The organism is Desulfobacterales bacterium (assembly GCA_034003325.1).
GTDB lineage: Bacteria > Desulfobacterota > Desulfobacteria > Desulfobacterales > JAFDDL01 > JAVEYW01.
This window is the reverse complement of record JAVEYW010000001.1, coordinates 398,272-423,453: the sequence shown is the minus strand read 5'-3', so window position 1 is coordinate 423,453 and position 25,182 is coordinate 398,272. Positions and strand designations below refer to the sequence as shown.

The 25,182-nt window shown below is 49.9% G+C and carries 24 protein-coding genes; 14 read left to right on the top strand and 10 right to left on the bottom strand.

The annotated features are described in order from the left end of the window. Positions 1 to 123 precede the first annotated feature (123 nt). From RBT11_02065 to RBT11_02055, 3 genes are all read right to left on the bottom strand, one after another. Positions 124 to 1,122 (bottom strand): alpha-ketoacid dehydrogenase subunit beta, encoded by a 999-nt coding sequence (locus RBT11_02065; GenBank protein ID MDX9785533.1) that lies wholly within the window; start codon positions 1,120 to 1,122, stop codon positions 124 to 126. Between the two features lie 33 nt (positions 1,123 to 1,155). After that, on the bottom strand, positions 1,156 to 2,118 hold the full coding sequence (locus tag RBT11_02060) for a thiamine pyrophosphate-dependent dehydrogenase E1 component subunit alpha (protein MDX9785532.1): 963 nt from the start codon (positions 2,116 to 2,118) through the stop codon (positions 1,156 to 1,158). 247 nt (positions 2,119 to 2,365) lie between these two features. Continuing rightward, on the bottom strand, positions 2,366 to 2,620 hold the full coding sequence (locus RBT11_02055; GenBank protein ID MDX9785531.1) for a hypothetical protein: 255 nt from the start codon (positions 2,618 to 2,620) through the stop codon (positions 2,366 to 2,368). 302 nt (positions 2,621 to 2,922) lie between these two features. Between RBT11_02055 and RBT11_02050 the strand changes: the two genes are divergently transcribed. Both RBT11_02050 and RBT11_02045 read left to right on the top strand, forming a co-directional pair. Next, a complete protein-coding gene (locus RBT11_02050) occupies positions 2,923 to 4,968 on the top strand; it encodes a methyl-accepting chemotaxis protein (protein ID MDX9785530.1) in 2,046 nt (681 codons plus the stop codon). 342 nt (positions 4,969 to 5,310) lie between these two features. Further along, a complete protein-coding gene (locus RBT11_02045; GenBank protein ID MDX9785529.1) occupies positions 5,311 to 5,922 on the top strand; it encodes a PEP-CTERM sorting domain-containing protein in 612 nt (203 codons plus the stop codon). Positions 5,923 to 6,063: 141 nt separating this feature from the next. Here RBT11_02045 and RBT11_02040 read toward each other — a convergent pair whose 3' ends face one another. The 6 genes from RBT11_02040 to RBT11_02015 all read right to left on the bottom strand — a co-directional run bounded on the left by RBT11_02040 (position 6,064) and on the right by RBT11_02015 (position 12,932). Further along, complete coding sequence (locus RBT11_02040; GenBank protein MDX9785528.1) at positions 6,064 to 8,418, bottom strand: tetratricopeptide repeat protein; 2,355 nt, start codon at positions 8,416 to 8,418, stop codon at positions 6,064 to 6,066. Between the two features lie 171 nt (positions 8,419 to 8,589). After that, positions 8,590 to 8,892 carry a hypothetical protein gene (locus RBT11_02035; protein MDX9785527.1) on the bottom strand — a complete coding sequence of 101 codons (303 nt, stop codon included), beginning with the start codon at positions 8,890 to 8,892 and terminating at the stop codon, positions 8,590 to 8,592. A gap of 158 nt (positions 8,893 to 9,050) precedes the next feature. Continuing rightward, on the bottom strand, positions 9,051 to 10,298 hold the full coding sequence (locus RBT11_02030) for a hemolysin family protein (protein MDX9785526.1): 1,248 nt from the start codon (positions 10,296 to 10,298) through the stop codon (positions 9,051 to 9,053). A gap of 110 nt (positions 10,299 to 10,408) precedes the next feature. Beyond that, positions 10,409 to 11,863, bottom strand: a complete 1,455-nt coding sequence (locus tag RBT11_02025) for an RtcB family protein (GenBank protein MDX9785525.1) — start codon at positions 11,861 to 11,863, stop codon at positions 10,409 to 10,411. Positions 11,864 to 11,905: 42 nt separating this feature from the next. Further along, positions 11,906 to 12,343, bottom strand: a complete 438-nt coding sequence (locus RBT11_02020; protein ID MDX9785524.1) for an archease — start codon at positions 12,341 to 12,343, stop codon at positions 11,906 to 11,908. A gap of 55 nt (positions 12,344 to 12,398) precedes the next feature. After that, on the bottom strand, positions 12,399 to 12,932 hold the full coding sequence (locus tag RBT11_02015; protein ID MDX9785523.1) for a tRNA (cytidine(34)-2'-O)-methyltransferase: 534 nt from the start codon (positions 12,930 to 12,932) through the stop codon (positions 12,399 to 12,401). Between the two features lie 178 nt (positions 12,933 to 13,110). On the opposite strand from RBT11_02015, the gene RBT11_02010 reads away from it, so the two are divergent. The 8 genes from RBT11_02010 to RBT11_01975 all read left to right on the top strand — a co-directional run bounded on the left by RBT11_02010 (position 13,111) and on the right by RBT11_01975 (position 20,659). Beyond that, entirely contained in the window at positions 13,111 to 13,962 is an 852-nt protein-coding gene (locus tag RBT11_02010) for an amidohydrolase family protein (protein MDX9785522.1), read from the top strand. 104 nt (positions 13,963 to 14,066) lie between these two features. Beyond that, positions 14,067 to 14,918: a protein-glutamate O-methyltransferase CheR gene (locus RBT11_02005; protein MDX9785521.1), complete on the top strand. Its 852-nt coding sequence runs from the start codon at positions 14,067 to 14,069 to the stop codon at positions 14,916 to 14,918. A 65-nt stretch (positions 14,919 to 14,983) separates the two neighbouring features. Further along, entirely contained in the window at positions 14,984 to 17,242 is a 2,259-nt protein-coding gene (locus RBT11_02000) for a chemotaxis protein CheA (GenBank protein ID MDX9785520.1), read from the top strand. Positions 17,243 to 17,298: 56 nt separating this feature from the next. Next, positions 17,299 to 17,778, top strand: a complete 480-nt coding sequence (locus RBT11_01995; protein ID MDX9785519.1) for a chemotaxis protein CheD — start codon at positions 17,299 to 17,301, stop codon at positions 17,776 to 17,778. Beyond that, the gene (locus tag RBT11_01990) at positions 17,775 to 18,623 is read left to right on the top strand and encodes an HDOD domain-containing protein (GenBank protein MDX9785518.1); all 849 of its coding nucleotides are present in this window, start codon (positions 17,775 to 17,777) and stop codon (positions 18,621 to 18,623) included. Before RBT11_01995 ends, RBT11_01990 begins: the two co-directional genes overlap by 4 nt. Before the next feature lie 103 nt (positions 18,624 to 18,726). After that, positions 18,727 to 19,152 carry a response regulator gene (locus RBT11_01985; protein ID MDX9785517.1) on the top strand — a complete coding sequence of 142 codons (426 nt, stop codon included), beginning with the start codon at positions 18,727 to 18,729 and terminating at the stop codon, positions 19,150 to 19,152. Continuing rightward, positions 19,109 to 19,585, top strand: coding sequence for a chemotaxis protein CheX (locus tag RBT11_01980; GenBank protein ID MDX9785516.1), 477 nt, complete (start codon positions 19,109 to 19,111; stop codon positions 19,583 to 19,585). The genes RBT11_01985 and RBT11_01980 overlap by 44 nt, the downstream gene beginning before the upstream one ends. 24 nt (positions 19,586 to 19,609) lie before the next feature. After that, positions 19,610 to 20,659: a chemotaxis response regulator protein-glutamate methylesterase gene (locus RBT11_01975; GenBank protein MDX9785515.1), complete on the top strand. Its 1,050-nt coding sequence runs from the start codon at positions 19,610 to 19,612 to the stop codon at positions 20,657 to 20,659. Positions 20,660 to 20,675: 16 nt separating this feature from the next. On the opposite strand, the gene RBT11_01970 is transcribed toward RBT11_01975, so the two are convergent. Further along, positions 20,676 to 21,359 carry a YkgJ family cysteine cluster protein gene (locus RBT11_01970; protein ID MDX9785514.1) on the bottom strand — a complete coding sequence of 228 codons (684 nt, stop codon included), beginning with the start codon at positions 21,357 to 21,359 and terminating at the stop codon, positions 20,676 to 20,678. A 343-nt stretch (positions 21,360 to 21,702) separates the two neighbouring features. Between RBT11_01970 and RBT11_01965 the strand changes: the two genes are divergently transcribed. The 4 genes from RBT11_01965 to RBT11_01950 all read left to right on the top strand — a co-directional run bounded on the left by RBT11_01965 (position 21,703) and on the right by RBT11_01950 (position 25,044). Then, the gene (locus RBT11_01965; protein MDX9785513.1) at positions 21,703 to 22,809 is read left to right on the top strand and encodes a DUF362 domain-containing protein; all 1,107 of its coding nucleotides are present in this window, start codon (positions 21,703 to 21,705) and stop codon (positions 22,807 to 22,809) included. 263 nt (positions 22,810 to 23,072) lie between these two features. After that, complete coding sequence (trxA, locus tag RBT11_01960) at positions 23,073 to 23,399, top strand: thioredoxin (protein MDX9785512.1); 327 nt, start codon at positions 23,073 to 23,075, stop codon at positions 23,397 to 23,399. A gap of 12 nt (positions 23,400 to 23,411) precedes the next feature. Continuing rightward, positions 23,412 to 24,338, top strand: coding sequence for a thioredoxin-disulfide reductase (gene trxB, locus RBT11_01955; protein ID MDX9785511.1), 927 nt, complete (start codon positions 23,412 to 23,414; stop codon positions 24,336 to 24,338). Between the two features lies 1 nt (position 24,339). Continuing rightward, the gene (locus RBT11_01950) at positions 24,340 to 25,044 is read left to right on the top strand and encodes an outer membrane protein assembly factor BamD (GenBank protein ID MDX9785510.1); all 705 of its coding nucleotides are present in this window, start codon (positions 24,340 to 24,342) and stop codon (positions 25,042 to 25,044) included. The last annotated feature ends 138 nt before the right edge of the window (positions 25,045 to 25,182 follow it).

Below are 25,182 nucleotides of genomic sequence, written 5' to 3'. Positions count from 1 at the left end.
GCCGATGGTACTGCCAGGGCAGCTTGGTGGGAGAGTAGGACGCCGCCGAAAAAACTCCTATAAAAGCCCGTAGAGTAATCTGCGGGCTTTTTTTTTGGGTTCTTCTTGTCACAGCGGGGCAATTCATCCGCTTCCCCCGGATTGTGGGACGATTTCTTTTACCGACGAAATCAGGCTCTCCTTGCTGGGAATGTAAAAGCGCTCCAGGGGCGGACTGGCAGGAACGGGGATATCCGGACCGGTCACTCGTCGCAGTGGTGCTTTCAAGCTGTCGAAAGCCTCTTCCATCACCACAGCCGCCACTTCGCCGGCAAAGCCGCCGGTTCGCGTGGCCTCATGCAATACGACCAGGCGACCGGTCTTGCGGACGGAATCAAGGAGAGTCTTCTTATCCATGGGCACAAGGGTGCGCAGATCCACTATTTCCATGTCAATGCCATCCCGTGCTATCTGTTCGGCCGCCTTCAGGGCCACGCCCACCATCTTGGACCATGTGACCACGGTAACATCTGTTCCCTGACGCTTGATGTCGGCCTGCCCGATGGGGATCAGGTACTCCTCGTCCGGAACCGGTCCGGGGACAAAGTAAAGCATCATGTCTTCGATGAAAACAACGGGATTCGGATCCCGGATAGCGGACTTGAGAAGCCCTTTGGCATCGGCCGGCGTGGCGGGCATGACGACCTTCAGCCCCGGGCAATGCGCCGGCCACGCTTCCAGGTTATGTGAATGCTGGCAGCCGGCACCGAATCCGGCACCGCTTTTCATGCGCACGACAAGCGGGAAAGAAGATTTTCCGCCGGACAGGTATCGCAGCTTGGCGGCATGATTCACGATCATATCCGAGGCAAGGGTGAAAAATGGATTGAAAATGATTTCCACCACTGGCCTTAGCCCGGCCACTGCCGCCCCTACCGCCAACCCAGCGATCGCTGCCTCTGAAACGGGAGTATCTTTCACCCGTCCTGCACCAAAATCTTTCAATAAGCCGGCGGTTGGAAGCATCGGGCTGCTATGGATGCTCACCCCGATTCCTTCTCCGGCCAGAAACACATCAGCGTCGCGCAGCATTTCTTCTCTCAGCGCTTGATTTATGGCCTGTCCCATTCCAAATGTCTGCATGCGTTCGTTCCTTTCATTATGGAATGTTCTCAATTAAGCAAAGACATCCTCAAGTGCCTCGTGTGGCTCGGGATAAGGACTCTCCTCTGCAAAGCGTATCGCATCCTGCACAATGGCATCGATTTGGGTTTCCATTTCCCGCAGTTCGTCCTCACTGATAAGCCCCTGGGCAAGCATATCGCCGCGCAGTTTGGGAATGGGGCATAACGCTTGCCATGCCGCAATCTCTTCCTTGGGCTGATAGAGTTGATGGTCAGTTTCGCCATGGCCTCGCCAGCGATACGTCTTGTATTCGATCAGCGTGGGACCGTCTCCGGCAACGGCGCGCGCCCGGGCTTCCAAGGCCGATTCGTAAACCGCCAAGGCGTCATTGCCATCGACCACAACGCCGGGAATGGCATACCCGGCGGCCCGGTCTGCGATGTTTGGCGCGTTGGTATGGGCATCATAACGCTGGGCGCCGGCGTACAGATTGTTTTCGCACACCAAGAGCACTGGAAGCCTCCAGACACTTGCAAGATTCAGCGCTTCGTGAAAGGAGCCCTCATTGGCAGCGCCATCTCCGATAAAACAGACGGTTACACATTTTTCCTGCCGGTACTGCTGGGCAAAGGCATTGCCGGCGGCAATGGGGGGCCCCCCGCCCACCACGGTGGTCGTACAGAGGGCATTGACTTCCGGAACCGCCAAATGAAGGGTTCCGCTTTTTCCCTTATTACACCCGGTTCGCTTGCCAAATATTTCAGCCATCAGCGCTCTGGGATCAGCACCCTTGGCCAGCAGGTGGCTGTGGCTGCGGTGATTGGTGATGATCACATCCTTTGGTTGAAGCGCCGCACATACCCCTGCACCGACTGCCTCCTGCCCCGTGCAAAGGATCATCATTCCTGGAATTTTTCGCTCGATTTTGCACAATTCCGTCAACTGCTCCTCGAACTTGCGGGAAAGCAGCAATGACCGGAGCATTTCCATCTTTTTCTGCTTGGATATCTGCATGGGCCTCCCTGAAGATGAATAATTTGACTGGATAATCAAGGGCTTTGACTGACACAACCCTTTATTTTTTAACACAACCTTAATATTTTTACCACTGAATAAACACAGTACCCCAACGACCGTGTCAGCGTAAGCAAGGAAAGAAGGCTAAATTTTGAAAAAACGTCAGTCTTGTGGTGGAATGCCTTTGGGATAAAAACAGGGTCGGTAGATCCTATCTGGATTTTCATCTCTGGATGCTGTTTGCTTAATCGTTTCGAGTTGTCGGATCGGGAATTATCTCGGCTTGTAATGCATCAAGCCAGGCTTTATTATTTCTCAACAATTCGAAGTCTTGTAAACACTGGCCACTGACAATTCCTTGATGACGCGCATCGATATCGTAGCGTATGTTGGCGCTTGAAAACATCGGCTTGAGCTGGTTTTCCCAGCTCCTTTTTCCCAATCTTTTTGAAATTTTTTTCTTGCGTTTTGCCAGTTTTTTGGAGATATTTCTTTTCACTCAAGAAGCTCCTTTTGGTGTATGAATTTTTAGTAGAAGCAATTCTTTAACGCACTATTTTTAGGGGCATTTCGAGAACTTTTTTACTTACTACGCCTTTAATAGACGCTTATTCTGGGGTTAGCCAGGTTGCAATACGGGGAAGGATGAGTGCCAGTATATAACCCCTTTGTCTTATAGTCGATAAATAAGATATCTCTTTTTGATATAACCAGAACATTTTGGTAGATAAAAGCGCCATACGGGATGACTTTGGGGCGTGATGTCGATACGTTGACATTTTACACCGCACAGGGGGGGGGATGAAGCTTCACATCAAGACTCGCATGATCATCAATGGGGTGGTGTCCGTTCTCGTTTCCATTCTGCTTGCCATGGGCGTTGTGTATTTTCTAGTCCAAAAACAAAGCCGTGCCGGTGCGAATCATCGAATCGAGGAAGCTCGTCGGGTTCTTTCCGGACAACTTCAGAACAAGAAAAAAGCTTTGGAGCGGGCTGCCGGCAATTTAAGCGGCCGGGAGGCGCTCTATACCAAGCTATCGACAATCCAGAAGTTAATATTGACCGGTGAGGAATTTTCATTCACCGGAAAAGAATTGGTGATGGAATTAAGTGAGGCGGTTTCCGTGCTGGGTGTTCGAAAGGCGTTTATATATGGCGCGGATGGGAAATGGGTCGGCGCCATGATGTCTGATGGGAAGCAGATTCAGTTGTTTGCAGCCCCTAAGCCGGGGGAGGCCACGAGCTTGAAAGCCCAAATACAGTCAGGCAAATTTGCGCTGCACAATGACTTCGCCGAGTCGACCGAGCCGCCTCCCTTTCCCTTGAATATACCGCTTCCCTTACCGAAAGAGCCCGTCACCCGTCTTTATTCCAGTGAAAATGAGCTATGGTTGAGCGTCAGCGTGCCTGTCATCAGTCATGAGGGAACTGAAACACATCATGGGCAATTGATGGTGGCCATTGCCTTTGACCAGCAATTTGTCGCCCATGTGGCCACGATTACCGGTGCGCAAATCAATATTTTTCTCAATGGGGCGTTGTCGGCCGGCGTTCTGAGTGCCTATAAAACGTTGGATAAAGACGCCCGATCCTTAACGCCGGGTGCCGAGGCGGACGGCTTTGAAGGGGCTGTGGCCCTTCGGCGGGACTTCTCCCTGGCGGCGGAAAGGTATTTTGAGGGTGTCTATCCATTGGTGGAAAAAGGTGAAAAAATAGGTTCGGCCAGCATTTTGCTTTCAAGGGCCGAAACGGATAAAAACGTTCGTCAGATGCTCTTGTGGCTGGTCACTATCGCGGGAGCCTGTCTGCTGGGTGTCGCACCGATCACCTGGTTTTTTGCCCATAAAATTACAGCCCCTATCAATTCTTCCATTGCCGGCCTCTCAAATGGTGCCGAGCATATTTCGGAAGCCGCCAGGCAAGTTTCGAGCGCCAGCCAATCGCTGGCGGAATCATCGTCCGAACAGGCGTCTTCGATTGAGGAGACGAGCGCGTCCCTTGAAGAGATGTCCAACATGACCAAACAAAACGCCGGGCATGCCCACGAAGCAAAAGCCATGATGGGAGACGCCAGCCGGGTTGTGGACAAAGTCAATTCAAACATGATTGAAATGACCCGCGCCATTGGCGAAATTACCCAAAGTAGTGAAGAAACCGGAAAAATCATCAAGACGATTGACGAAATCGCCTTTCAGACAAATCTGCTGGCGCTGAACGCGGCCGTTGAGGCGGCCAGGGCGGGCGAAGCCGGTGCCGGATTTGCCGTTGTGGCCGACGAGGTCAGAAACCTGGCGATGCGCGCGGCGGCTGCCGCCAAAAACACCTCCGATCTGATTCAAAACACCATGAAGGTGGTCAAAACCGGGAATGAATTGACCCATCTGACACAGCAAGCCTTTCAGGAAAACATCGATATCTCATTGAAAATAAGCCACTTGATCGATGAGATTTCAGAGGCCTCTCAGGAGCAGGCGCAGGGCATCGAGCAGATCAACCGCGCGATTGTCGAAATGGATGACGTCAGCCAGCGAAACGCCGCCAACTCCGAGGAATCCGCCGCCGCCTCCGAGCAAATGAGCGCCCAGGCCATGCAAATCAAAGGGTATGTTCAGGATCTTATCAAAGTGGTGGAAGGCTTTGCCGACACCCAAGCCGCCGAATCCAAAGCGCCCCTAAAGAAAACTCAGCGTACTGACCGTCCAATACCAAGCAGTGCCCGCCCCCGATTGAGCAAACCCGCGGCAAAGCCGGTTCAGAAGGCTGAGCAAGCGCCCCGCACCCAATCGAAAGAAGTTTGCCCGGAAGAAGTGATCCCTTTTGATGAAGATGAATTTAGGGAGTTTTAGTTACATAAAAAAAATTAAAAAGATTTAAATCTGCCTGGGTAGTTTCACTTACAACTGTGTAATCGATGTAATATTATTATGTAATTGAGGTGATAACTTGCGCCGTGCTGCTTGATTGTATCAACACTCTGGAAGGAAATTCCGCTGCGCCTATTTTGATTTATTAACAATAATTACAAATCTATAGTCACTAAAATGAATAAATTTTTCTTGGGATGACCTTTTTTATTGGTTGGCGTGCATTGTTTTTGCATGTTAGGTTTGCACTATTCTCTTCGATTATGTTTATTCGTTTACAGCAGCAGGTTATTTCTTTTGTCATGAGGAATGGAGATTAATAAAATGAAAAAGAAGCTCTTGTTACCGATTTTGGTTTTCTGGTTTATCTTGTGTGGAGCAAATGTTGCGTTTGCGGATGTTTATTTAATGGCTAAGGTTTCCGGGAATACCCCAACAGAAATTAATCCTCTTGGCGGGCCCGAAGTAGATGAAGAGAGAGTAACGGCTTTCTTAAATGCTATTTTTAACTCTGATTATTTTAAAAACAACAATCCGGACATAGACCCGGTAAGAGAACAAATCGAATATTATGCCAAGTTTGATATTGATGAAGAAACGCTTGATAGGGGCAATGCTTACCCGGATGCCGAGCTTACGTTGGATTATTCCAACAAAACAGCCGGCACCTGGCAAACCGGCGATTTAATCAGTTTTTACGCAGTTAAGGCGAATAATAATTATTCACTTTATTACGTTACACCTGCAGATGATTCCGGAACATGGGCAACTGAGGGGCTATTCAATAACAATGGAAAACTCCAAGACATGTCCCACTTTGCTGCCTGGGTATGGAATTCACCAGGAGGCGAGAGCCCTGTACCTGAGCCCGCGACTTTATTCTTAATGGGTGTGGGGCTAATTGGACTTGCCAAATTTCAGAGAAGAAAAAAATGAAACCCCTTTAAAAATTGATGGGATAAAAAAGGCGGGCTGTATGTGCCCGCCTTTTTTATGTCGCAAATTCTGGTTGAGGCGGTTCAATACGCCCGATCAAATGGCATTCAAGAAGACTGCCGGGGGAGACCGTCAATGAGCTCACCCATCGAACAGGATCTTTGCCTCGTCCGCACCGATGAAATTCGGATCGAGTGATAGGGCTTTTTTTATATGAACCCGCGACGTTTTAAATTCTCCTCTTTTATAATATGATAGCCCCAGATGGTAATGGACGATGGCGTTTTGGGGATTTATCGCAAGACTTTGTTCAAACTCCTCAATGGCTTCGACATAATTGCCTTGCAGATGAAATATCCACCCCATGGTGTCCCGGGCGCTGGCATCTTGCGGCATTTTTCGTACGGCCAACTGAGCAAATCGGTATGCCTCGTCCAGTTTCATTTCGTTGCCCGAAAGAATGAACGCCAGGTTGTTGGCAGCCGGACCATGGTTGGGTTTAATGGACAATGCGCGGCGGTAATAGTCTTCCGCTTTTTGGTTTTCTTTTCGAAGGTAATGGATGTTCCCCATCGCCATGACGGCGGCCACGTTTTTCTCATCCAGCCGCAGCACCGTTTCATAATGTGCCATCGCCTGGTCCGTTTTGTTTTCCTCTAAATACAGCCGGGCAAGTGTAAAATGAGGCGTGAGAATGTTTGAATTACCGGCAATTGCTTTTTGCAAAGAATGAACAGCTGCGGGTTTGTCGCCTCGGGCCAGATATATAGTACCTTTGATCGTCTCGAGTTCCGCCAAGCGGGCAGGGTCATTCGATCGGTTTTTTGAATGGGTTTCGCATAGGGTTAATGCCTCCTCGAACCGCTTTTGACGAATATAAATATTAACCATTAACTGAATGGGTTGAATATTTCCTGGCACCGTTTCATGTGCTTTTTTAAACGCCTGAAGCGCATCCGCCGGTCGATTGGTCATGCTGTAAATAGTTCCCAAACGAATAAGCCAGTCGCTATGGTTTTTATTTTTTGCGATGGCTTTTTCACATAGGTCGATGGCGCCTTGCCAATCTCTCTTCAATACCTTAAGGCCGGTTAGTAGAATGATGGCTTTCTCATTGTTGGGGGCTTGGGACAAGGCCGACTCGATTTGTTCGCGGGCCGGGTTTTCTTCCCGACGCCTTAGATAGAGCTCGGCCAGCAGCAATTTCGCATGCAGCATGCCGGGTTCCAGTTCCAATACTCGTTTTAAATTATTGATTGCAAGTTCTGCTTCCCATGCCTCATTGTCGCCGAAAAATCCAGCGGCGGCTTTTAGAAGATCCGATTCGGACGTGAGTCCCGCGTCTTTCCCGGCTATCAGGGATAAGGCTTTAAAATAATATGCCAAGGCATTGTTCGGAGCCGCTTTGATGGCCTGATCTAATCGCTCGATTGCCGCAGCATAGTTACCGTCAAGGAAATAGACTCTACCGCGAATATAATTGGCTTGTTCATGTTGCGGATCCTTTTGAAGCGCCATATCGGCATATTCTTTGGCGTTTTCAAAATGGGTTAAATCAAAATGCGTCTTGGCGATGAAAGAAAGAATAGTAGGATCGTCCGGTTTTTTCCCCAACGCGGAATGCAGCTTTTCCAGCGCTTTGTCGTTCAATTGTCTTCTGGCGTAATAAGTGCCCAGATTCATCAGCGGCGCAGGATCTCGGGTTTCTGCTGAAGCAACCGCCTTTAGGTATACGCTTTCCGCCATCTTCCACTTTTGGTGATGCTCAAAAAATATCCCTAATTTAGCCAGATAGTCATATCTGCGTTTCGAGATTTCGATTAGCCGGTTAAGCAGGGGCGGAACCTTTTCCCATTGATTCCGGTCTGCCGTCAGGCGAATTAATTCCAGGTAGGCAACCGGCTCTGAAGGATCGATGGACAAAACGCGCTGAAACGCTTTTTCCGCTTCCTCGGCGTTACCCTGATCAAGCATCAACCCTCCCAACAGCAGCTGCGTTTCCTTGTTCCCATCGTTGATGGAAACAGCTTTTTGTAACGTCATTATGGCCGCATGCGTATTTTTTTCCTGAATTTGTATGCCGGCAAGAAGGTTTAACACCTCGATATCATCGGGTGTCTTTTCCATGAGCATTTTTACTATTTTTCTTGCTTCCAGAATGTCGCCTCTGGTTAGAAATATCTGCCCCATTTTCATCTGCGCCTGCAGATTTTCCGGGTTGGCGGATACGGCATTTTCAAAGGCTTGGGCTGCCAGGCCCCTCTGGTTTAGGGTTATGTAGGTTTCACCCAGATCATAATGGGCCATATCATCATTCGGATCTATCTGGACGACATTTTTTAATTCAAGCACAGCCTCGTTGTATTTTTTCTCTGCAATAAATTGATGTGCTCTCTCAAGGTGGTTGGCTTTTTGTTGCGACTTATCTCCGCAGCCCAGCAATGCCGCAATGATGATGAGGGCGTATGGGATTGCGAAACATATTCTTTTCTTCAATTTCACCTTCCTTGGTTTAACAATGACATTGTTAAGCACAAAATTTTCCCCGAAATTTCATGATCCGGCCAAAGGCAAAGGCGCCTGACCTATTATAGCGTATACGGATAAAAGGATAGCATGGCTGCGGATTGAAGGTTTATAGGTCGTTAGATATGTTATTGCTGACAGCTAATGAACAACGTTGATTCCGCCTTTTCCGTATGGCGCCCCGGAAAAATCTTCCCCTCCTGTTTCGCCGGATTTTCGGTAATTCGAATCCTGAAAGAAAGTTATTTCCCAGGACCAAGTCACTGAATCATGTCGAAGGATATACACCGATTGATCCACACCCCGAACCTTGAAATATCGGTGATCCGGACCAGTCCAACGGTCGATGATGTCTTTAATTTCAATTCGCCGCTCTCCCAACTGGAAACTGCTGGGAGTCTCTTCACCGCGATATCCGGAATAGCATGAAACGCGAATTTTCATGGCAAATCTCCCGTTCGCTGGAACAATATTGAGTGTAACCCGCGATGCACTATAAAGAAAACAGCCGTTAGTGTCAAATCGGCCTTTGTAACCTCCCGAATCGGTTTATGTTAAACCCTTATCACCTCCAGCTGCCCAGCTTTCAGCAAGGCCGAGGATCAAGGGGTTGACGTTTTGCCGGCTTGGGACTCAGTCCGCTTGACGAGATATTGAAGAATCCGGTTGCCCTCAATTTTTTTGACGACGACAGTAAAGTTATCAAAAGGGATTTCATCTTGCAGGGCCGGAATTTTACCGATTCGATCGAGAATATAACCTGAAAAGGTGTCGTATCCCTTTATATCCGGAATATTCATATCGAGGGTTTCATTGACTTCTTCAATGTCGGTTTTCCCCAGAACAAGCCATTCATTTTCATTTAGCGGCACGATGTGAGGTTCTTCCTTGTCGGTCTCATCGCTGATTTCGCCCACGATTTCTTCAATCACATCTTCCAGGGTAATCAGACCGGACACGCCGCCGTGCTCATCCACAATGACGGCCAGATGTTGTTTTCTTTTTTTAAACTGCCGCATCAAAGACGCCAGTTTTTTGTTTTCGGGAACAAAATAGGGTTTTTTCATCAAGGCTCTTAGATCGGGCGGAGCATCCGATATCGCCCGGTGCATAAAAAGATCCTTAACGTGAAGCACGCCGATGATGTTATCGACGCTGTCTTCGATGATGGGAATCCGGGAATAGCCGGATTGAAGAATGGCTTTTAAATCGATGCAATCGTGCACATCGAGCACAAACATATCCTTGCGGGGGGTCATGATCTCGGATGCGCTGGTATCGTCGAACTCGATAATATTATGAATCAGCTCTTTTTCCTCTTCCTTTATTTCCCCTCCCTCTTCCACGACCTCCACAAAGGTCAGCAATTCCTCTTCGGTCAGGGCAGGCGGCCGCTTAATTCTTCCGGTGATTTTAGGAATAAAATTGAGGAAAATAATGACGGGGAAAAAGATCAGCGAGCACCAATAGACGGGGAAAATCAAAAACCGGGCCAAGAGAAGGTTGTTTCGGGTGGCAAACGATCTGGGTAAAATTTCACCGAATACGAGGATTAAAAAGGTCATCACGCCGGTGGCGACACCAAGGGCTTTCCCGGGAAAAAGTTGAAGGCTCAAGGCGGTTGCAATGGCCGCCGCGCTGATATTAACCAGGTTGTTGCCGATGAGAATCGTCGTTAGCAGCCGATGGGGATCTTCTTTCATTTTGTAAATAAGCCTGTCCGCACGTCGATTGCTCTTGCCGTAATGCCGGGCCTTGACTCGGCTGATGGAAAACAGTGCGGTTTCTGCGGAAGAAAAAAAACCGGATAAAATGAGTAGCAAAAACAACACCAGCAACTGAAAAGTCATAACGCGAGGCGTCTCCAAAATCGTTTGGTTAATGGCCCTAAAGGCTCGTTACTGTCGGATAATATATTAAATTTTTTTGTTACGTCAATAGGGTTGACCCGTTCAAGCGCTCATCCCTTGATGACCGCGATGGGCGAAAGCCGGGCCACCTTTTTGGCAATACCGGCATTGTGAACAATGGAAACCACTTTGTCCACATCTTTATAGGCGATAGGCGCTTCTTCGGCCAAACCCGAAAGACTTCCCGATTGTACGAGAATGCCATCGGCTTCCAGTTTTTTTCTCAATTCGGCGCCCCGAACCATTTTTTTCGCCTGATGACGGCTCATCCGCCGGCCCGCGCCATGACAACACGAGCCGAAGGTCAAGCGCATCGCGGCTTCAGTGCCGAGCAGCACCCAACTGGCCGTTCCCATGGAGCCGGGCACCAAAACGGGTTGCCCGATATCCCGATAATCCGGGGGTACCTCGGGCGCGCCCGGCCCAAAGGCACGGGTTGCCCCTTTTCGATGAACGCAGAGCGTTAGTTTTTTGCCCTCAATGTCATGGGTTTCAATCTTGGCCATGTTATGGGCGATATCATAAATTTGATACACTTTGTGCGCTTGGATTTTGCCCGCCAGCGCCAGGGAGAAACTTTCGCGAATGCGGTGGGCCAAAACCTGCCGGTTGGCAAAGGCGAAATTGGCCGCTGCGTTCATGGCTGCCAGATAATCCATGCCTTCGGGACTGCTCACCGGCGCGCACACCAGTTCCCGATCCGGCAGGTTGATGCCGTATCGGTGTACGACGTTTTGAAACCGCTTCACATAATCACCGCAAACCTGGTGCCCCAGCCCGCGGGAGCCGCAGTGAATTTGAACCACCACCTGTCCGGCAAAAAGACCCATGCGGTCAGCGGCTTTTGAATGAAATATTTCATCAACGACATCGATCTCGATAAAATGGTTGCCGGCCCCCAAGGTTCCCATCTGGTCCCGTCCCCGGTCTTTGGCGCGCGAACTGACCGCTTCGGCCGATGCGCCGGCGAGGCATCCCTTTTCCTCGGTTCTCTCAAGATCGGACGCCGTGGCAAAGCCTTTTCCCAGCGCCCACCGGGCACCCTCATGAAGCACGCGATTCAGCTCCTTGTCGTTGAGACGAAGGATACCACCTTTTCCGACCCCGCTCGGGCAATGGGTATCAATAAGGGATAATAACGGTGAGAGATAGGGAGCTATCTCTTCACGGCTGATGCGGGTGCCGAGCAGACGCACGCCGCAGTTGATATCATAGCCCACCCCGCCCGGTGAAATAACGCCGTCCGGCAGTTGCGTGGCCACGACCCCGCCGATCGGAAATCCATATCCCTGATGAATATCCGGCATGGCCAGCGCGGGCGCCACAACGCCGGGCAACACGGTGGTATTGACCAATTGATCGAGACTGTTGTCTTTTATCAGATCCCCGATCAATGCCGGGTCCGAATAAAACCGGGCGGGAACCCGCATGTCCTTGCGAAACGATGCGGGCACTTCAAAGCAATTCGCATTGATTTGTAAAATATCCCGTTGGGTAACCATCATGCGCTCTCCGTGTTTACGCGTTGGGTTCGCCGGTGCGGCAAATTACACATCAAATACCACCGTGGCTTCCAGTCCCCGGGCGGTTTGCTTGATGGCAAGGTTATGATAGGTGACCGCTTTTATGGTGCGCTTCAAGGGACCGGATAACCGGCCCGAGACGGTGGCGGTCAGGCTGGTTTCCGAAATCGAGTGAATCAAAAAGGAATTAAAAACAGCCCCTTCCGATTCCGCCCAGTAGGCCAGTTCGCTTAACCATTCCACCAGCAGACCTTCCGCATCCGGCGCTGATACCGATACGTCACGACGCTCGGGGACGGATGCAGCCATTGGGGCATCGCACATCAACGCGCTCATGCCGGCCGCAGCATTGCGCATGAGCGCGTCAAGGTCTTTTCCACGAACGCGCAAGGCCAGATCCGCCGTATGAATCATCTCTTTAACGCCACTGGAAGCGTCTTTTCGGTATTTTTTCTGAATCATGGTGACAGGTTTCCGACAAAATGGAACGAGAGGGTAAAAAGCCGCCGAAATTACATCAGGGAATCACCGGTGCATCGGTGGTTACGTAAGCGTGCAACGGCGCGCAAGTGCGCATGGATTCATAGAGGCTGATGCCGACGGCGGTGGACAGGTTCAGGCTGCGAATGGCGGATGTAATCGGTATATAATAAGAACGGTCCGGGTAGCGGGAAAGAATCGTTGCCGGAAGCCCCTTGGTTTCAGAACCGAAGATCAGAAACAGCCGTTGCGGGCTGGGCATGGCCCAAAACGGTTTGGTTCCGATCTTTGAAAACAGAACTACTTCCTCTTTCATAACCGACAAATGCCGGACAAATGTATCGAAATCCGGCCAGATGCCGGGATTCACATGGCGCCAATAATCAAGACCTGCCCGCTTCACCTGTTTATGGTCCAGCGAAAAACCGAGCGGCTCTATCAAATGCAGGCGCGCGCCTCCGCCCAGGCAAGTCCGGCCGATGTTGCCCGTATTCCAATGAATTTCCGGCGCAATCAGGACCACATGGCGTTGCATGGCGGGTTCTGGTGACTGATATGAAGATGGCGCCATTAAAGAAAAAACCTCGAAAGATATGCTTGCGTAATATCCGAATTATCGGCACAATGCAACCATCGAATGCTGCAGCGGACCGATCCATTGTTGAAAATATTCCAAGCCGGTCTTAAAACTGTTTCAGGTTACGCTGCCATCCATCAGAAGCAAAAGACCGGGTGTAAAGAGGCCGCCAATGATCATCGACTTTCATACGCATATTTTCCCAAAGGAAATCAGAACCCAACGGGGCGCATACTTTGATGGTGAACCGGAATTCAAACTGCTTTATGATTCCCCGAAATCAAGTCTTGTCGGTGCCGACGAAATCATCGCGGCCATGGACCAAAACGGGGTGGATAAATCGGTAGTGTTCGGTTTTCCTTGGCACCAATCAAAACATTTCATTCGGCATAATAATTATATTCTGGAGGCGATTTCCCGCTACCCGGACAGACTGATCGGCTTTTGTTGTTTGGATCCGTTTCATCAGGGGGCTTCCGCCGAGGCGGCGCGTTGCCTGGCGGCCGGGTTGAGCGGCATTGGTGAGCTGGCCTTCTACCAGACGGGGTTTGACCCCGAAACCGTGTCGCGATTGGCGCCGCTCATGGCACTTAGCCTGGAGAACAACACGCCCGTATTAATTCATACCAATGAGCCGGTCGGCCATATGTATCCAGGCAAAGCGCCCGTCCAGCTAAGCCAAATTTATCAAATGGTGAAAGCCTTTCCGCAAAATCCCATCGTTTTGGCGCATTGGGGCGGCGGTATCTTTTTTTATCAGCTGATGAAAAAGGAAGTCAAAGACGTATTGGCGAATGTCTATGTGGACACGGCGGCCTCTCCCTTCCTTTATGATCCGGCCGTTTTTGAAATCGCCGTTCGGATTATCGGCGCCGGGAAAATTCTTTTCGGCAGCGATTTCCCGCTGCTGCCGCCGGCAAGATACTTCAAGGCGCTTGATCCTCTTGAGTTAACTTCGGCGGACCGGAAGAAAATCTGCGGCGCAACGGCTGCAATGCTTTTGGGATTGAAAGAGGAGGTTTAAATTCGAAAATTGCTGCGCCAATAATAAATTGACAAGCCTTTTCATTATGCTTTATTAATCATCCCACCAATAACGGATTCAGATCAAAGGGAAAAACCACCACTTTGAATTTTCGCCCCGCCATGACCTATTCAAACCTCACTGAAAAAGAATTTCTGCTATTTAAAAATCTTGTGTACGACAAATGTGGCATTAATCTGCATGAAGGCAAAAAAGAACTGGTTCGAGCGCGGCTTGGAAAACGGCTTCGGGAACATAAGTTTACCCATTTCAACCAGTATTATCAGTTCCTGATGGAAGAAGATGACTCCGGTCAGGAATTGGTGAGAATGCTGGATGCCATTTCAACCAATTTGACCAGTTTTTTCAGAGAATCCAAGCACTTTGATTTTTTACAACGGGAGGCGTTACCGGATTTGATGAACACCTCCCGAGCACTTTCCTCAAAAGGCATCCATCTGTGGAGCGCTGGCTGTTCCAGCGGTGAAGAGCCTTATACGCTCTCTATTTGCCTGCAGGAGCACATGGCGGCAACGCAGGTTTTTGACTATAAAATTCTGGCAACTGACATTTCAACCCGGATGCTTTCCGTGGCCGCGGCAAGCGTATACCATCAAAACCAAGTCGGCAATATGTCTAAGCAGTTATTACAAAGATATTTTCAGCGGGGCCAGGGAAAATGGCTTCAGCATGTTCGGCTGAAATCCGATATAAGAAAAACCGTTGAATTTAAGCGGTTCAACTTGATGGAACCGTTTCCGAACAAGAATTTTTTCCACATCATTTTTTGTCGGAACGTGATGATATATTTTGATAAAAAAGTCCAAGAAGCCGTGGTTAATAAATTTTATGATGCACTTGCGGATGGGGGCTATTTATTTATCGGCCACTCGGAAAGCTTGATGGGTACCCGCCATCAATTTCAATATATCAAGCCGACAATCTATAAAAAATAATTGGCACTTTTGATCTAAAAAATTAAAGTTCCGGCGGCACTTGGCATACACTCAGGAGTGAGAGAATGGAAAAAATCAAATTAAATCTTGAAAAACTTGCGTTGCGCGTCGTTACCCTTGAAGCCGGGGATATCCCGGCCATGGGAGAAATTTTAAATTCTCTTGCATCACTAAGCCAAGAGGCGCCATCTTTGAACAATGATCAATTTTTATGTATTCTCCTTGGCTTAAAGGAATACACGGAACGTCTTATCCTGGACCAGGAGAGCGATGTGAAACCCGTCGAGGATGGGATTACGACCCTTCAGGAAATCTATCGGGCCGTCGAAAAAGGGGAAGATTATCGTCAGGACGCAGAGGCGTTGCTAAATCGGTTGGGCGTATCAATTTTGCCGCCGCCGGCAAAGACGGATGCGGAACTCAAAAACGCCGAGTCACAGATTTTCTCCACGCCGGACAGCCTGGAGAACGATATTGCCGCTGAAAAGGAGGCGAGCCGCCAGCGAGCGAATTTGAATGAGGAAGATATTCAAATCCTCGGTGACTTTGTTTTGGAATCGATGGAAAATCTTGAAAGTATAGAAATTAATCTGGTCGACCTGGAGCAGGATCCGACAAACTCGGAAACGATCAACGCCATCTTTCGTCCTTTCCATACCGTGAAGGGTGTTTCAGGGTTTTTAAATCTCAAAAAGATCAATAGGCTATCCCATTGCACCGAGAACCTGCTCGATAGTGCTCGGCAAGGGGAATATAAAATTAACGACGCGATTGTGGATGTGATTCTTGAATCGGTTGATTTTCTCAAACGACTTGTCAATCAAGTGGAGGCAAGCGTTGCGGAAGGCTCTTCAGACCTGGAAGGCGGTATCGATGTTGAGGGGATTATCGTTAAGGTCAACGATGCCCATAAAGTGGCCGTATCGGAAAATATTCCGCTTGGCGAGCGACTGATTCAAAAGGGCGTGGTGAAAGAAGAGGCCGTTGAGACCAGTCTGGAAAAGCAAAAGACCGAGCCCCAAAAAAAGATCGGGAAAATCTTAATCGAGGAAAAATCGGTTGCATCCAAAGAGGTTATCTCTGCGCTTCGGGACCAGAAAAAAGCGGGCATCATCGAGCATCAAGTCAAGGTGGATACGCATAAGCTCGACAACCTGATCGATCTGACCGGCGAGCTCGTTATTTCCCAGTCGATGCTGCGGCAAAACACTTCGATTCAAGGGCTTGCTGATCAGCAGCTTCATCAGAACTTCAGCCAGTTGAACCAGATCGTATCGAGCCTGCAAAAAATTACCATGTCCATGCGAATGGTGCCCATCAAGAATACGTTTCAGAAAATGGTGCGCCTGGTTCGAGACTTGGCCAGAAACAGCGGCAAACAAGTCAACCTCGAAATGACCGGAGAAGAAACCGAGATCGATCGAAATGTCGTGGAGGAACTTTATGAACCCATGGTTCATATGATTCGAAATTCGGTGGACCATGGCCTGGAGACGCCTGCGGAAAGACGGGCGATGGGTAAAAATGAAAAAGGATTGGTCCATCTGCGGGCTTATCATAAGGGCGGCAATATTATCATTGAGATTGAAGACGACGGCCGGGGGTTGAATAAAGAGCGAATCATCGAAAAAGCAATCAGCACCGGATTGATCGAATCCGAAGCCGGCATGTCGGATTCCGAAATTTTCGAGCTTATCTTTCATCCGGGCTTTTCCACTGCCCAGCAGATCACGGATGTTTCCGGCAGGGGCGTCGGCATGGATGTGGTGAAAAAAGGAATCGAAAAACTGCGCGGACGCCTGGATGTCCAGTCGACTCAGGGTCAGGGAACGACGGTGATCATCAGCCTGCCGCTGACACTGGCGATTATTGAAGGCATGCTGGTTCGGGTCGGAAAGGAACGCTATATCCTTCCGACCATGGCCATTCTTGAATCCTTTAAGCCGAAAAAGAAGGACTATTACACGGTTAAAGGCAAAGGCGAGATGGTGATGGCCCGGGGAAAGCTGATTCCGTTGATACGAATCGATTCCTTGTTCGGCATCGAGGGGGACGCAAAAGATCCGTGGGATGGCTTGGTGGTGGTGGTGGAGAACAAGGAAGAGCAGCGGGGGTTGCTCCTTGACGAGCTTTTGGGGCAGGAAGAAATTGTGATCAAAAGCCTTGGAGAGGCGTTGAAACACACCAAGGGGCTTGCCGGCGGCGCGATACTGGGCGATGGGCGCGTGGGATTGATTCTGGATATGGCCGGACTCTTCGAAATTTCAGAAAAGCAGCCGTGGAATGAACTTGTTAAAAAGGCCAAAGTTTCGACAGCGGATTAAGGTAAAAGGCGCAGGCAAATGATGGGCTTGGCGAAGAAATCAAGCGGGGAGTTTTAGTGAACATAATCGTAGGTGTTTCAGATATGAAGGCCAGCAAGGATCCGGACGCCGTGCTGGTGACTTACTCGCTCGGCTCATGCATCGGGGTGGCGGTTTATGATCCGGTCGCGAAAGTCGGCGGTCTTTTGCATTATATGTTGCCTGAAGCAAGCCTGGATGAAGAAAAAGCAAGGAATAACCCCTTTATGTTTGCCGACTCCGGAATCCCGCTTTTGTTTAAGACAACCTATCAGTTGGGCGCGGCAAAACAGCGCCTGCGAGTGGTGGTGGTGGGGGGCGCCCAGATTCTGGATCAAAAAGGGTTTTTTAATATCGGCAAGCGAAATCACATGGCCCTTCGAAAGTTATTCTGGAAAAACAAGGTGATGACCGATTACGAAGAAGTCGGCGGCAATGTCAACCGAACGATTCGGTTGAACATCGGCACAGGGGATATGCTGTTGAAGGTTTCAGGCCAAGAGGAAAAAAAGATATGACCGCTATTCAAGAGTTGATTAAAGAAATCAAAAGCTTGAAGCCAATTCCGCAAATTGCCAATCAAATTATGCAAATTGCGGAAGATCCCGATGCTTCCCTATCGGAAATCGCGGATATTATATTATTTGACCCGATTATTACGGCCAACCTGTTGCGGACCTGCAACTCGGCGTATTTTGCACTTCCCCGCCGCATCGATTCCGTTCATGAGGCGGTGTCATTGCTCGGCCTTGAGCAGATTGTGGATGTGGTGCTGCTCAAAAGCGGGGTGGAAAATTTAAAGAACAAGCAGGAAGGTTACGGCTTAAATGAAGGCGATTTATGGCGCTATTCGGTTTCTTCGGCGTTGATCGCCAGGGAAATCGCCACACGCAAAGGTGTCAAGAACAAACAACTTATTTTTACGGCGGCGCTTTTAAAGGATATCGGCAAGGTGATTCTAGACCGATTCGTGGCCGGTGCGTTTCACAATATACAGGAATTGGTTCAGCAAAACGGTTATAGTTTCATGGAAGCGGAAAAGAAAGTAATCGGCGTGGACCATGCCGAACTGGGCGGCCTTGTCGCGAGCAGCTGGAATTTCAGTGAGAAAATGGTTTACATCATTCGCAACCACCATCTGGCAAATGAAGCGGCCCGACAGGATTTGGAGTGCAGCATTGTATACCTGTCGGACATTCTTTGCATGATGATGGGCATTGGCGTCGGTTCGGACGGCCTTGCCTACCGGTTTCATGATGATGTCATCAAATCGCTCGGGTTTTCGGAAAAGGAGTTGCTGGAAATCATTGCCGGCTTTGGCGAAAATATGTCCAAAGTCGAAGATCTTATTCGTTCGGTATAGTCGGGAGCCCCTGGTCGAAGGGGTGTAATGGAGATGAACATGCGGCGGTTAATGCATATCCTGAACACATATGAAAAATTGGCAAGCAAGTGCGGGGGAAGCTATGGCATTTAAAATGTTGGTGGTCGATGACTCGCTCCCCATGCGGTCGATTGTTATTCGCACAATCAAAGCATCGGGTTTTTCGGATGCCGAATTTTTACAGGCCGGCAATGGGAAAGAGGCGCTGGAGATATTGGCGAACGAATGGGTCGATCTGGTCGTAACCGACTACAATATGCCGGATATGAATGGCATGGAGCTTATCCAGGAGATGAAAAAGGATGATATCCTTCATGCCATACCGGTGTTGGTGGTCACCACCGAAGGCAGCCAGCAAAAGGCGGGGGAGTTTATCGAAAAGGGAGCGGCGGGCTATGTCAAAAAACCGTTCACGCCTGAAGCGATCCGCGACCACATTACCAAGATATTAGGAGAAGTGGGAGATGAAGGAAGCGCTGAAGAAGGCGATGACGACCTCGATTTCTGAGGTACTGGAAACGATGTTTTTCATGACCATTGATGTCAATGAAAACGCCGCGACGGAGGCATTTCTCGGAAAACCGGGAGAGCATCCGTTTGCCAGCAGAATATATTTTCAGGGTAAATTGTCCGGATATTTTCTTCTCATGATACCGGAAGAAATTCTTCGGGTGATGACCGAGACGTTTATGGGGGTGGATGCGGCCGATGTTACAGTAACGCATTTGAACGGCACGATTCAGGAAGCCATCAATATGATTGCCGGCAACACCTTCAGCACCTTTGACAACACCGCCGTTTTTGATCTCGGCATTCCGGAATTAATTGATTTTAATTTAATTCCAAGCCGTTGTCCGAAAGAGACCCCGGAAGATCATTTCTTATTGGTTGAAACCTTTGCCGGCAACCTTGGCCTGAAAATCTGTTTCACGACCGAATGACGTTTACGGATTTTGATGGGGCATATGGAAAAAAACATAAAAGTATTAGTGGTGGATGACTCGGCCATCGTGAGAAAGGTGTTTACCGAAGAGCTTTCCAAGGAAAAAGGTATCGAGGTAATCGGTTCGGCCCCGGACCCTTATATCGCAAGGGATAAGATTGTGAAGCTGAGGCCCGATGTCATTACCCTGGACATCGAAATGCCACGAATGGACGGAATTACGTTTTTAAAAAAGCTCATGCGGTATTTCCCGCTGCCGGTCATCATTGTCAGCTCTCTGACCCCCAAAGGCAGCAAATTGGCGCTGGAGGCGCTCGCCAGCGGTGCGCTGGAAGTGGTCTCGAAACCATCGGCATCTTATTCCGTCGGTGATATGAGTATTCAACTGGCGGATAAAATCAGGGCTGTGGCCCAGATTAAGGTGGCGGCCAGAACCGCCGAGGCGGCGGCGTCCACAAAGACTTCGGAGCGCAAGGTCGCTGTCCATGCAATGCTGGAAACAACCAATAAAATCATTGCGATCGGCGCCTCAACGGGCGGAACGGAAGCGCTAAAAGCCGTTTTGCTTCGGCTGCCGTCCACGACGCCGGGCATTTTGATCGTTCAGCACATGCCGGCCAAATTCACCACCTCGTTTGCCGAACGGTTAAATGATCTGTGTGACATGACGGTAAAAGAGGCCGAGGATGGTGATTCGGTATCAAACGGCGTGGCGCTGATTGCTCCCGGAAATTATCACATGCTGCTCAGGCGAAGCGGCGCACGGTATTATGTCAATGTCAAACAAGGCCCTCTGGTTCACCATCAACGGCCGTCCGTGGACGTGCTGTTTCAGTCGGTCGGTGATTATGCGGGCAGCAACGCCCTGGGGATTATTCTGACCGGCATGGGCGCAGACGGTGCGGATGGCTTGCTGCATATGAAAAATTGCGGCGCCCGGACCATTGCGCAGGATGAAAAAAGCTGCGTTGTTTTCGGCATGCCGAAGGAAGCCATTAAACTCGGTGGTGTCGACAAGATCGTGCCGTTGAATGATATCGCTCAAACCGCAGTCAACATGCTGGCCGGCTGATCGAACCGGCTTCTGTTTACCCGATCCGCTGTAACGTCGCGATAATATCTTTCAGCGCCTCGCGGTGTGCATCCGGAACCATGAGGCAAGGCATGGGCCGGTTTGCGATCAGTCCCCCCTCGTCACCGGAAAGCATCGCGGATTCGTATTTTTGGCGATTGGCCTTTTCGGCCATCCATGGGATTAAATCAATCAGGTTTCCGGTCAGTCCATTCCGATCCGCATGTTCAATGACCTGCATGAACACCGTGTTGACCGTCAGCACAAAGGAGGGGATTTCCGCGCATCCGATAGCACTGCATTTTTGGCTGGAAAGAAGACACCGGCACCCGAAGGGGCGAAGGGAATAGATCGAGCAGGCCGCCTGGTGAAGAAACGGGCATTTACCCCATGACGGGTCGCTTTCTTCCTCGGGGACCGGCTCCCCCCGCAGGCACAATTGGGCTAACCGGTTGGTGGTGATGGTGGGCCGAAAGCGTTTTTGCCCTGATAGCGATTCTAACTTATGAAATAAGGTTGTATCCCCTTTTCCCGTCAAGTGTGCGACAAGTGAATACGCTTCCAGGGTGGTCAGCGTCACATTACAGGTGCAGCAATCCGAGCAATATTTTTCGCAAACCATGTTCAGTGTGGCGGTAAACTGATCGTACACCGCATAAATCCGGTTCAGTATCTTTATTTTTTGTTGGATGGGCGCCATTTCATCTCCATGAAGGGGGCCTTGCTTTCATCGGGACTTCTCCGCAGGGCAATCGCATGTAACCCCTAGCCCGCTTCAGCCTTGAGAAAAATCGGATTCCAACTGCGGCAAACTCACGCGGCAACGCGTTCAAACAGTGCCGCAGCTTCCATCCGATCCCCCTCAAGGCTTTCGCTCCCGGCAGTCCATTTCTGCATGCGATTGCCCTGAACTTCTCCGGCAATCGTCTTGACAAGCCTATCCCTGGCCCATTACAAAACAAAAGGGCTTTTCGCCTTTATAGCATGTTTGCCTGCATACGCAACGCATAACGCTTTATCACCCTTAATAACCGGAGGTCGGTATGACGAGTCCCGTGTATTTCATTGATTTACGCGCCACTTACCAGGAAAATGTATTGAATAAACTCGGCCGTCTGATGGAAACCGCCGGACTATCGAAGTGTCTTGCGCCCCGGGATCTTGTGGCCGTAAAACTCCATTTCGGAGAGCCGGGCTGCACCGCGTTTGTCCGTCCCGTCTTTGTCAGAAAGATCGTGAGTGTCATTAAGGAAAATAAGGGCGATGCCTTTCTCACGGACGCCAACACGCTCTATGTCGGAAAGCGCAGTCTTGCGCCGGAGCACTTGACCTCAGCCGTTCAAAACGGGTTTTCTTATTCCGTGGTGGAGGCGCCGCTCATTATTGCCGACGGGTTGCGCGGTAGCAGCGAAACGGCGGAGCCCGTGTCGGGAAAGCATTTTAAGCGCGTTTATATCGGTGCGGAAATTGCGAACGCGGATGCGCTCGTTTCCGTTGCACACTTTAAAGGGCACGAACTCACGGGCTTTGGCGGCGCACTGAAAAACATCGGCATGGGCAGCGCCAGCCGACGGGGCAAATTGGCTCAGCACGCCGCAGTAGCGCCCAAAATCAAGCCGAAAAAATGTGTCGGCTGTGGTGATTGCGTGGTTCATTGCGTGTCCGGCGCCATTTCGCTGGTGAAAAAGAAGGCTGTCATCGATCCCGAAAAATGCATCGGCTGTGGCCAGTGTATTATCGTGTGCCCGAACGAGGCGCCCGCGATTCAATGGGATGCGTCCATGGCGGTGTTTCAGGAAAAGATGATCGAATACGCATGGGGGGTTCTCAATAGGAAGAAAAACAAGGTGTTATGCTTGAATTTTTTAACTGATATTTCGCCGGCTTGCGATTGCGTGCCGTTGAGCGATGCGCCGATCGTCAAAAATATCGGCGTGCTGGCAAGTACGGACCCGGTGGCCATCGACCAGGCGTCTGCGGATCTGGTCAATGGCGAGCCGGCATTGGCAGGCACCTGCCTGGAAAAAAACCATCCGGCGGGAGCGGATAAATTCAAAGGACTATATCCCGAGATCAACTGGGAAATTCAGCTCGACTACGCTGAAAAGATGGGCTTGGGAACACGAACCTATCAACTGAATAAAATATAGTGATGCAACCGTTGGAAATTGCATCCTGCTTGTCCGCGGCACGAACCAGAATTACGCTCGGATATTCCGCATTCGTTGCAGCGAGGGTGGCACCTAAATCCAAATCGTGAGCAAATATAACATATCCATACTGCCATCTCTTTGCTGTGCGCATGGCCGGCGATTAACTTTGACGGAATCCCGGTGTTCCTGTTGACAATGCGCCGGTGAACGCTTATAACCTACACAATTGAGAACTTATTTAACTGAAAGGGATATTCACAATGGCGGAAGGTTTGCTTGAAATTGATGACGCGAGTTTTGATTCAGAGATTCTTCAATCTGACAAACCTGTATTGGTAGATTTTTGGGCGCCGTGGTGCGGCCCCTGCCGGGCAATTGGCCCTATCGTTGAAGAACTCGCCGGCACTTACGGCACACAGATAAAATTCGCAAAATGCAATGTGGATGACAACCCTGTTACACCGGGCAAATATGGTATCAAAGCCATTCCGACCCTGATCTTTTTCAAAGGCGGACAGGTAAGTGAACAAATCACCGGCATGGTCGCCAAATCAAAGCTGGAAGAGGTTATCACCAAACTGATTTAACAAATGGATTAAATGACACAAGTCGAATACGATCTGCTCATTATCGGCGGAGGTCCGGCCGGACTAACCGCCGGTCTTTATGCGGCTCGCGCCCGGTTGAAGGTCTTGCTTATTGAAAAGCTCGTTCCGGGCGGCCAAATGGTCATCACCGACCGAATCGATAATTATCCGGGGTTTCCCGAAGGCATTAGCGGCCCGGAATTATCCCTGCTTATGAAATCACAAGCAGAGCGCTTCGAACTGAACATCGAAACCAACGAGGTGCTTTCCCTTGAAATAACCGGCCAGGTCAAAACGGTGCGTGTCAGCGATCGGGCGATTAAGAGCAAGGCGATCATTATTGCAACGGGCGCCTCGCCGAAGCACCTGGGCGTACCCGGAGAAGCTGAGTTTTGGGGAAAGGGTGTTTCCACCTGTGCCACCTGTGACGGGCCGTTTTATACAGGCAAAACGGTGGTCGCAGTGGGCGGCGGCAATACTGCACTGAAGGAAAGTGTTTTTCTGTCCCGGTTTGCGGAAAAAATCTATCTGGTTCATCGCCGGAATAGCTGGCGGGCTGAAGCGATTATGCAAGAGCGTGTCCGTGCTATTGACAAAATCGAACCGATCTGGAACACCGTATTAACCCGAATCGACGGGGAAGGGATAGTAAAAAGCGCCACTGTAAAGAACCTGACCACCGGCGATACGCGGGCGCTGAATGTCTCTGCTTGTTTTATCTGGATCGGCATAAAACCCAATCTCTTTTCCGTTGGAAATGTGATCGGTACGGATAAAGCGGGTTTTATTTTAACGGATCCGCTGATGAGGACCTCTTTGCCCGGTATCTTTGCCGCGGGAGATATTCGGTCGGTTCCCACGCGCCAAATCGCCGGGGCCGTAGGCGATGGTGCCATGGCGGCGCATTCGGCACAACAATATATCGAAGGTAATGTGTAATATGACAAAACGCTTAATGGCGCTATGCCTTACATCCCTGCTGGTTTTCACCGGTTGCGGATCAAGCCAGCCAAAACCTGAGGAAAGAACCGCCGCCGAGCTTTATGATGAAGGCATCGCCGAATTGGAAAGCGGCGGCTATCAACTCTCGATAGAACTTTTTACCAAAATCAAAGACTGGTATCCTTTCAGCAAACACGCCGTAACGGCTGATCTGAAAATAGCGGATGCCCACTTTGGTTTGCAAGCCTATGACGAAGCGGCAATGGCCTATGAAAACTTTGCCAGCCTTCATCCTCGAAACGAGGCCGTGCCATATGCCATCTATCGGATCGGCAACTGCTATCTTGAACAGGTGAACGGGATTGATCAGGATCAAACCTACGCCAAAAAGGCGCACGATTCGTTTCAGCGCCTGCTGAATCAATTTCCGGACAGCGAATATAAACACCCTGCTGAAGCTGCCATTAAAATTTGCCGCAAAAGCATTATCGCAAATGAAATATACGTTGCGAAATATTATCTGAAAATGAAAAATTACAAAGCGGCGTTGATTCGGTTTAAAGATGCCTTGAACATGTATCCGGATATCGGCGCGCAGTTTGACGCACTCGGGTATATCGCCTCGTGCGAAACCGCGCTGGCCCAAGCCAAATCGGAAGGAACACCTGCGGAGGCATCCCCGGAAGCACCGCAAACCAATTAGATTTCACGGGCTAAAAAAACCTTTACAGGCTTGGTTTTTTAATGTAAAAGCCCACATCCTCGTTCAGCTGGTTGAATCTCTGTGATAATTCTCGGTGAATGGTGGACAACTAATTGATAACACAAAAAAACGATTCCC

Excerpts from the sequence above, each read along its gene's own strand:
- RBT11_02065 (MDX9785533.1), bottom strand. The coding sequence starts at position 1,122 with ATGCAGACATTTGGAATGGGACAGGCCATAAATCAAGCGCTGAGAGAA.
- RBT11_02060 (MDX9785532.1), bottom strand. The coding sequence starts at position 2,118 with ATGCAGATATCCAAGCAGAAAAAGATGGAAATGCTCCGGTCATTGCTG.
- RBT11_02050 (MDX9785530.1), top strand. The coding sequence starts at position 2,923 with ATGAAGCTTCACATCAAGACTCGCATGATCATCAATGGGGTGGTGTCC.
- RBT11_02045 (MDX9785529.1), top strand. The coding sequence starts at position 5,311 with ATGAAAAAGAAGCTCTTGTTACCGATTTTGGTTTTCTGGTTTATCTTG.
- RBT11_02035 (MDX9785527.1), bottom strand. The coding sequence starts at position 8,892 with ATGAAAATTCGCGTTTCATGCTATTCCGGATATCGCGGTGAAGAGACT.
- RBT11_02030 (MDX9785526.1), bottom strand. The coding sequence starts at position 10,298 with ATGACTTTTCAGTTGCTGGTGTTGTTTTTGCTACTCATTTTATCCGGT.
- RBT11_02025 (MDX9785525.1), bottom strand. The coding sequence starts at position 11,863 with ATGATGGTTACCCAACGGGATATTTTACAAATCAATGCGAATTGCTTT.
- RBT11_02020 (MDX9785524.1), bottom strand. The coding sequence starts at position 12,343 with ATGATTCAGAAAAAATACCGAAAAGACGCTTCCAGTGGCGTTAAAGAG.
- RBT11_02015 (MDX9785523.1), bottom strand. The coding sequence starts at position 12,932 with ATGGCGCCATCTTCATATCAGTCACCAGAACCCGCCATGCAACGCCAT.
- RBT11_02010 (MDX9785522.1), top strand. The coding sequence starts at position 13,111 with ATGATCATCGACTTTCATACGCATATTTTCCCAAAGGAAATCAGAACC.
- RBT11_02000 (MDX9785520.1), top strand. The coding sequence starts at position 14,984 with ATGGAAAAAATCAAATTAAATCTTGAAAAACTTGCGTTGCGCGTCGTT.
- RBT11_01990 (MDX9785518.1), top strand. The coding sequence starts at position 17,775 with ATGACCGCTATTCAAGAGTTGATTAAAGAAATCAAAAGCTTGAAGCCA.
- RBT11_01985 (MDX9785517.1), top strand. The coding sequence starts at position 18,727 with ATGGCATTTAAAATGTTGGTGGTCGATGACTCGCTCCCCATGCGGTCG.
- RBT11_01980 (MDX9785516.1), top strand. The coding sequence starts at position 19,109 with ATGAAGGAAGCGCTGAAGAAGGCGATGACGACCTCGATTTCTGAGGTA.
- RBT11_01975 (MDX9785515.1), top strand. The coding sequence starts at position 19,610 with ATGGAAAAAAACATAAAAGTATTAGTGGTGGATGACTCGGCCATCGTG.
- RBT11_01970 (MDX9785514.1), bottom strand. The coding sequence starts at position 21,359 with ATGGCGCCCATCCAACAAAAAATAAAGATACTGAACCGGATTTATGCG.
- RBT11_01965 (MDX9785513.1), top strand. The coding sequence starts at position 21,703 with ATGACGAGTCCCGTGTATTTCATTGATTTACGCGCCACTTACCAGGAA.
- trxA (MDX9785512.1), top strand. The coding sequence starts at position 23,073 with ATGGCGGAAGGTTTGCTTGAAATTGATGACGCGAGTTTTGATTCAGAG.
- trxB (MDX9785511.1), top strand. The coding sequence starts at position 23,412 with ATGACACAAGTCGAATACGATCTGCTCATTATCGGCGGAGGTCCGGCC.
- RBT11_01950 (MDX9785510.1), top strand. The coding sequence starts at position 24,340 with ATGACAAAACGCTTAATGGCGCTATGCCTTACATCCCTGCTGGTTTTC.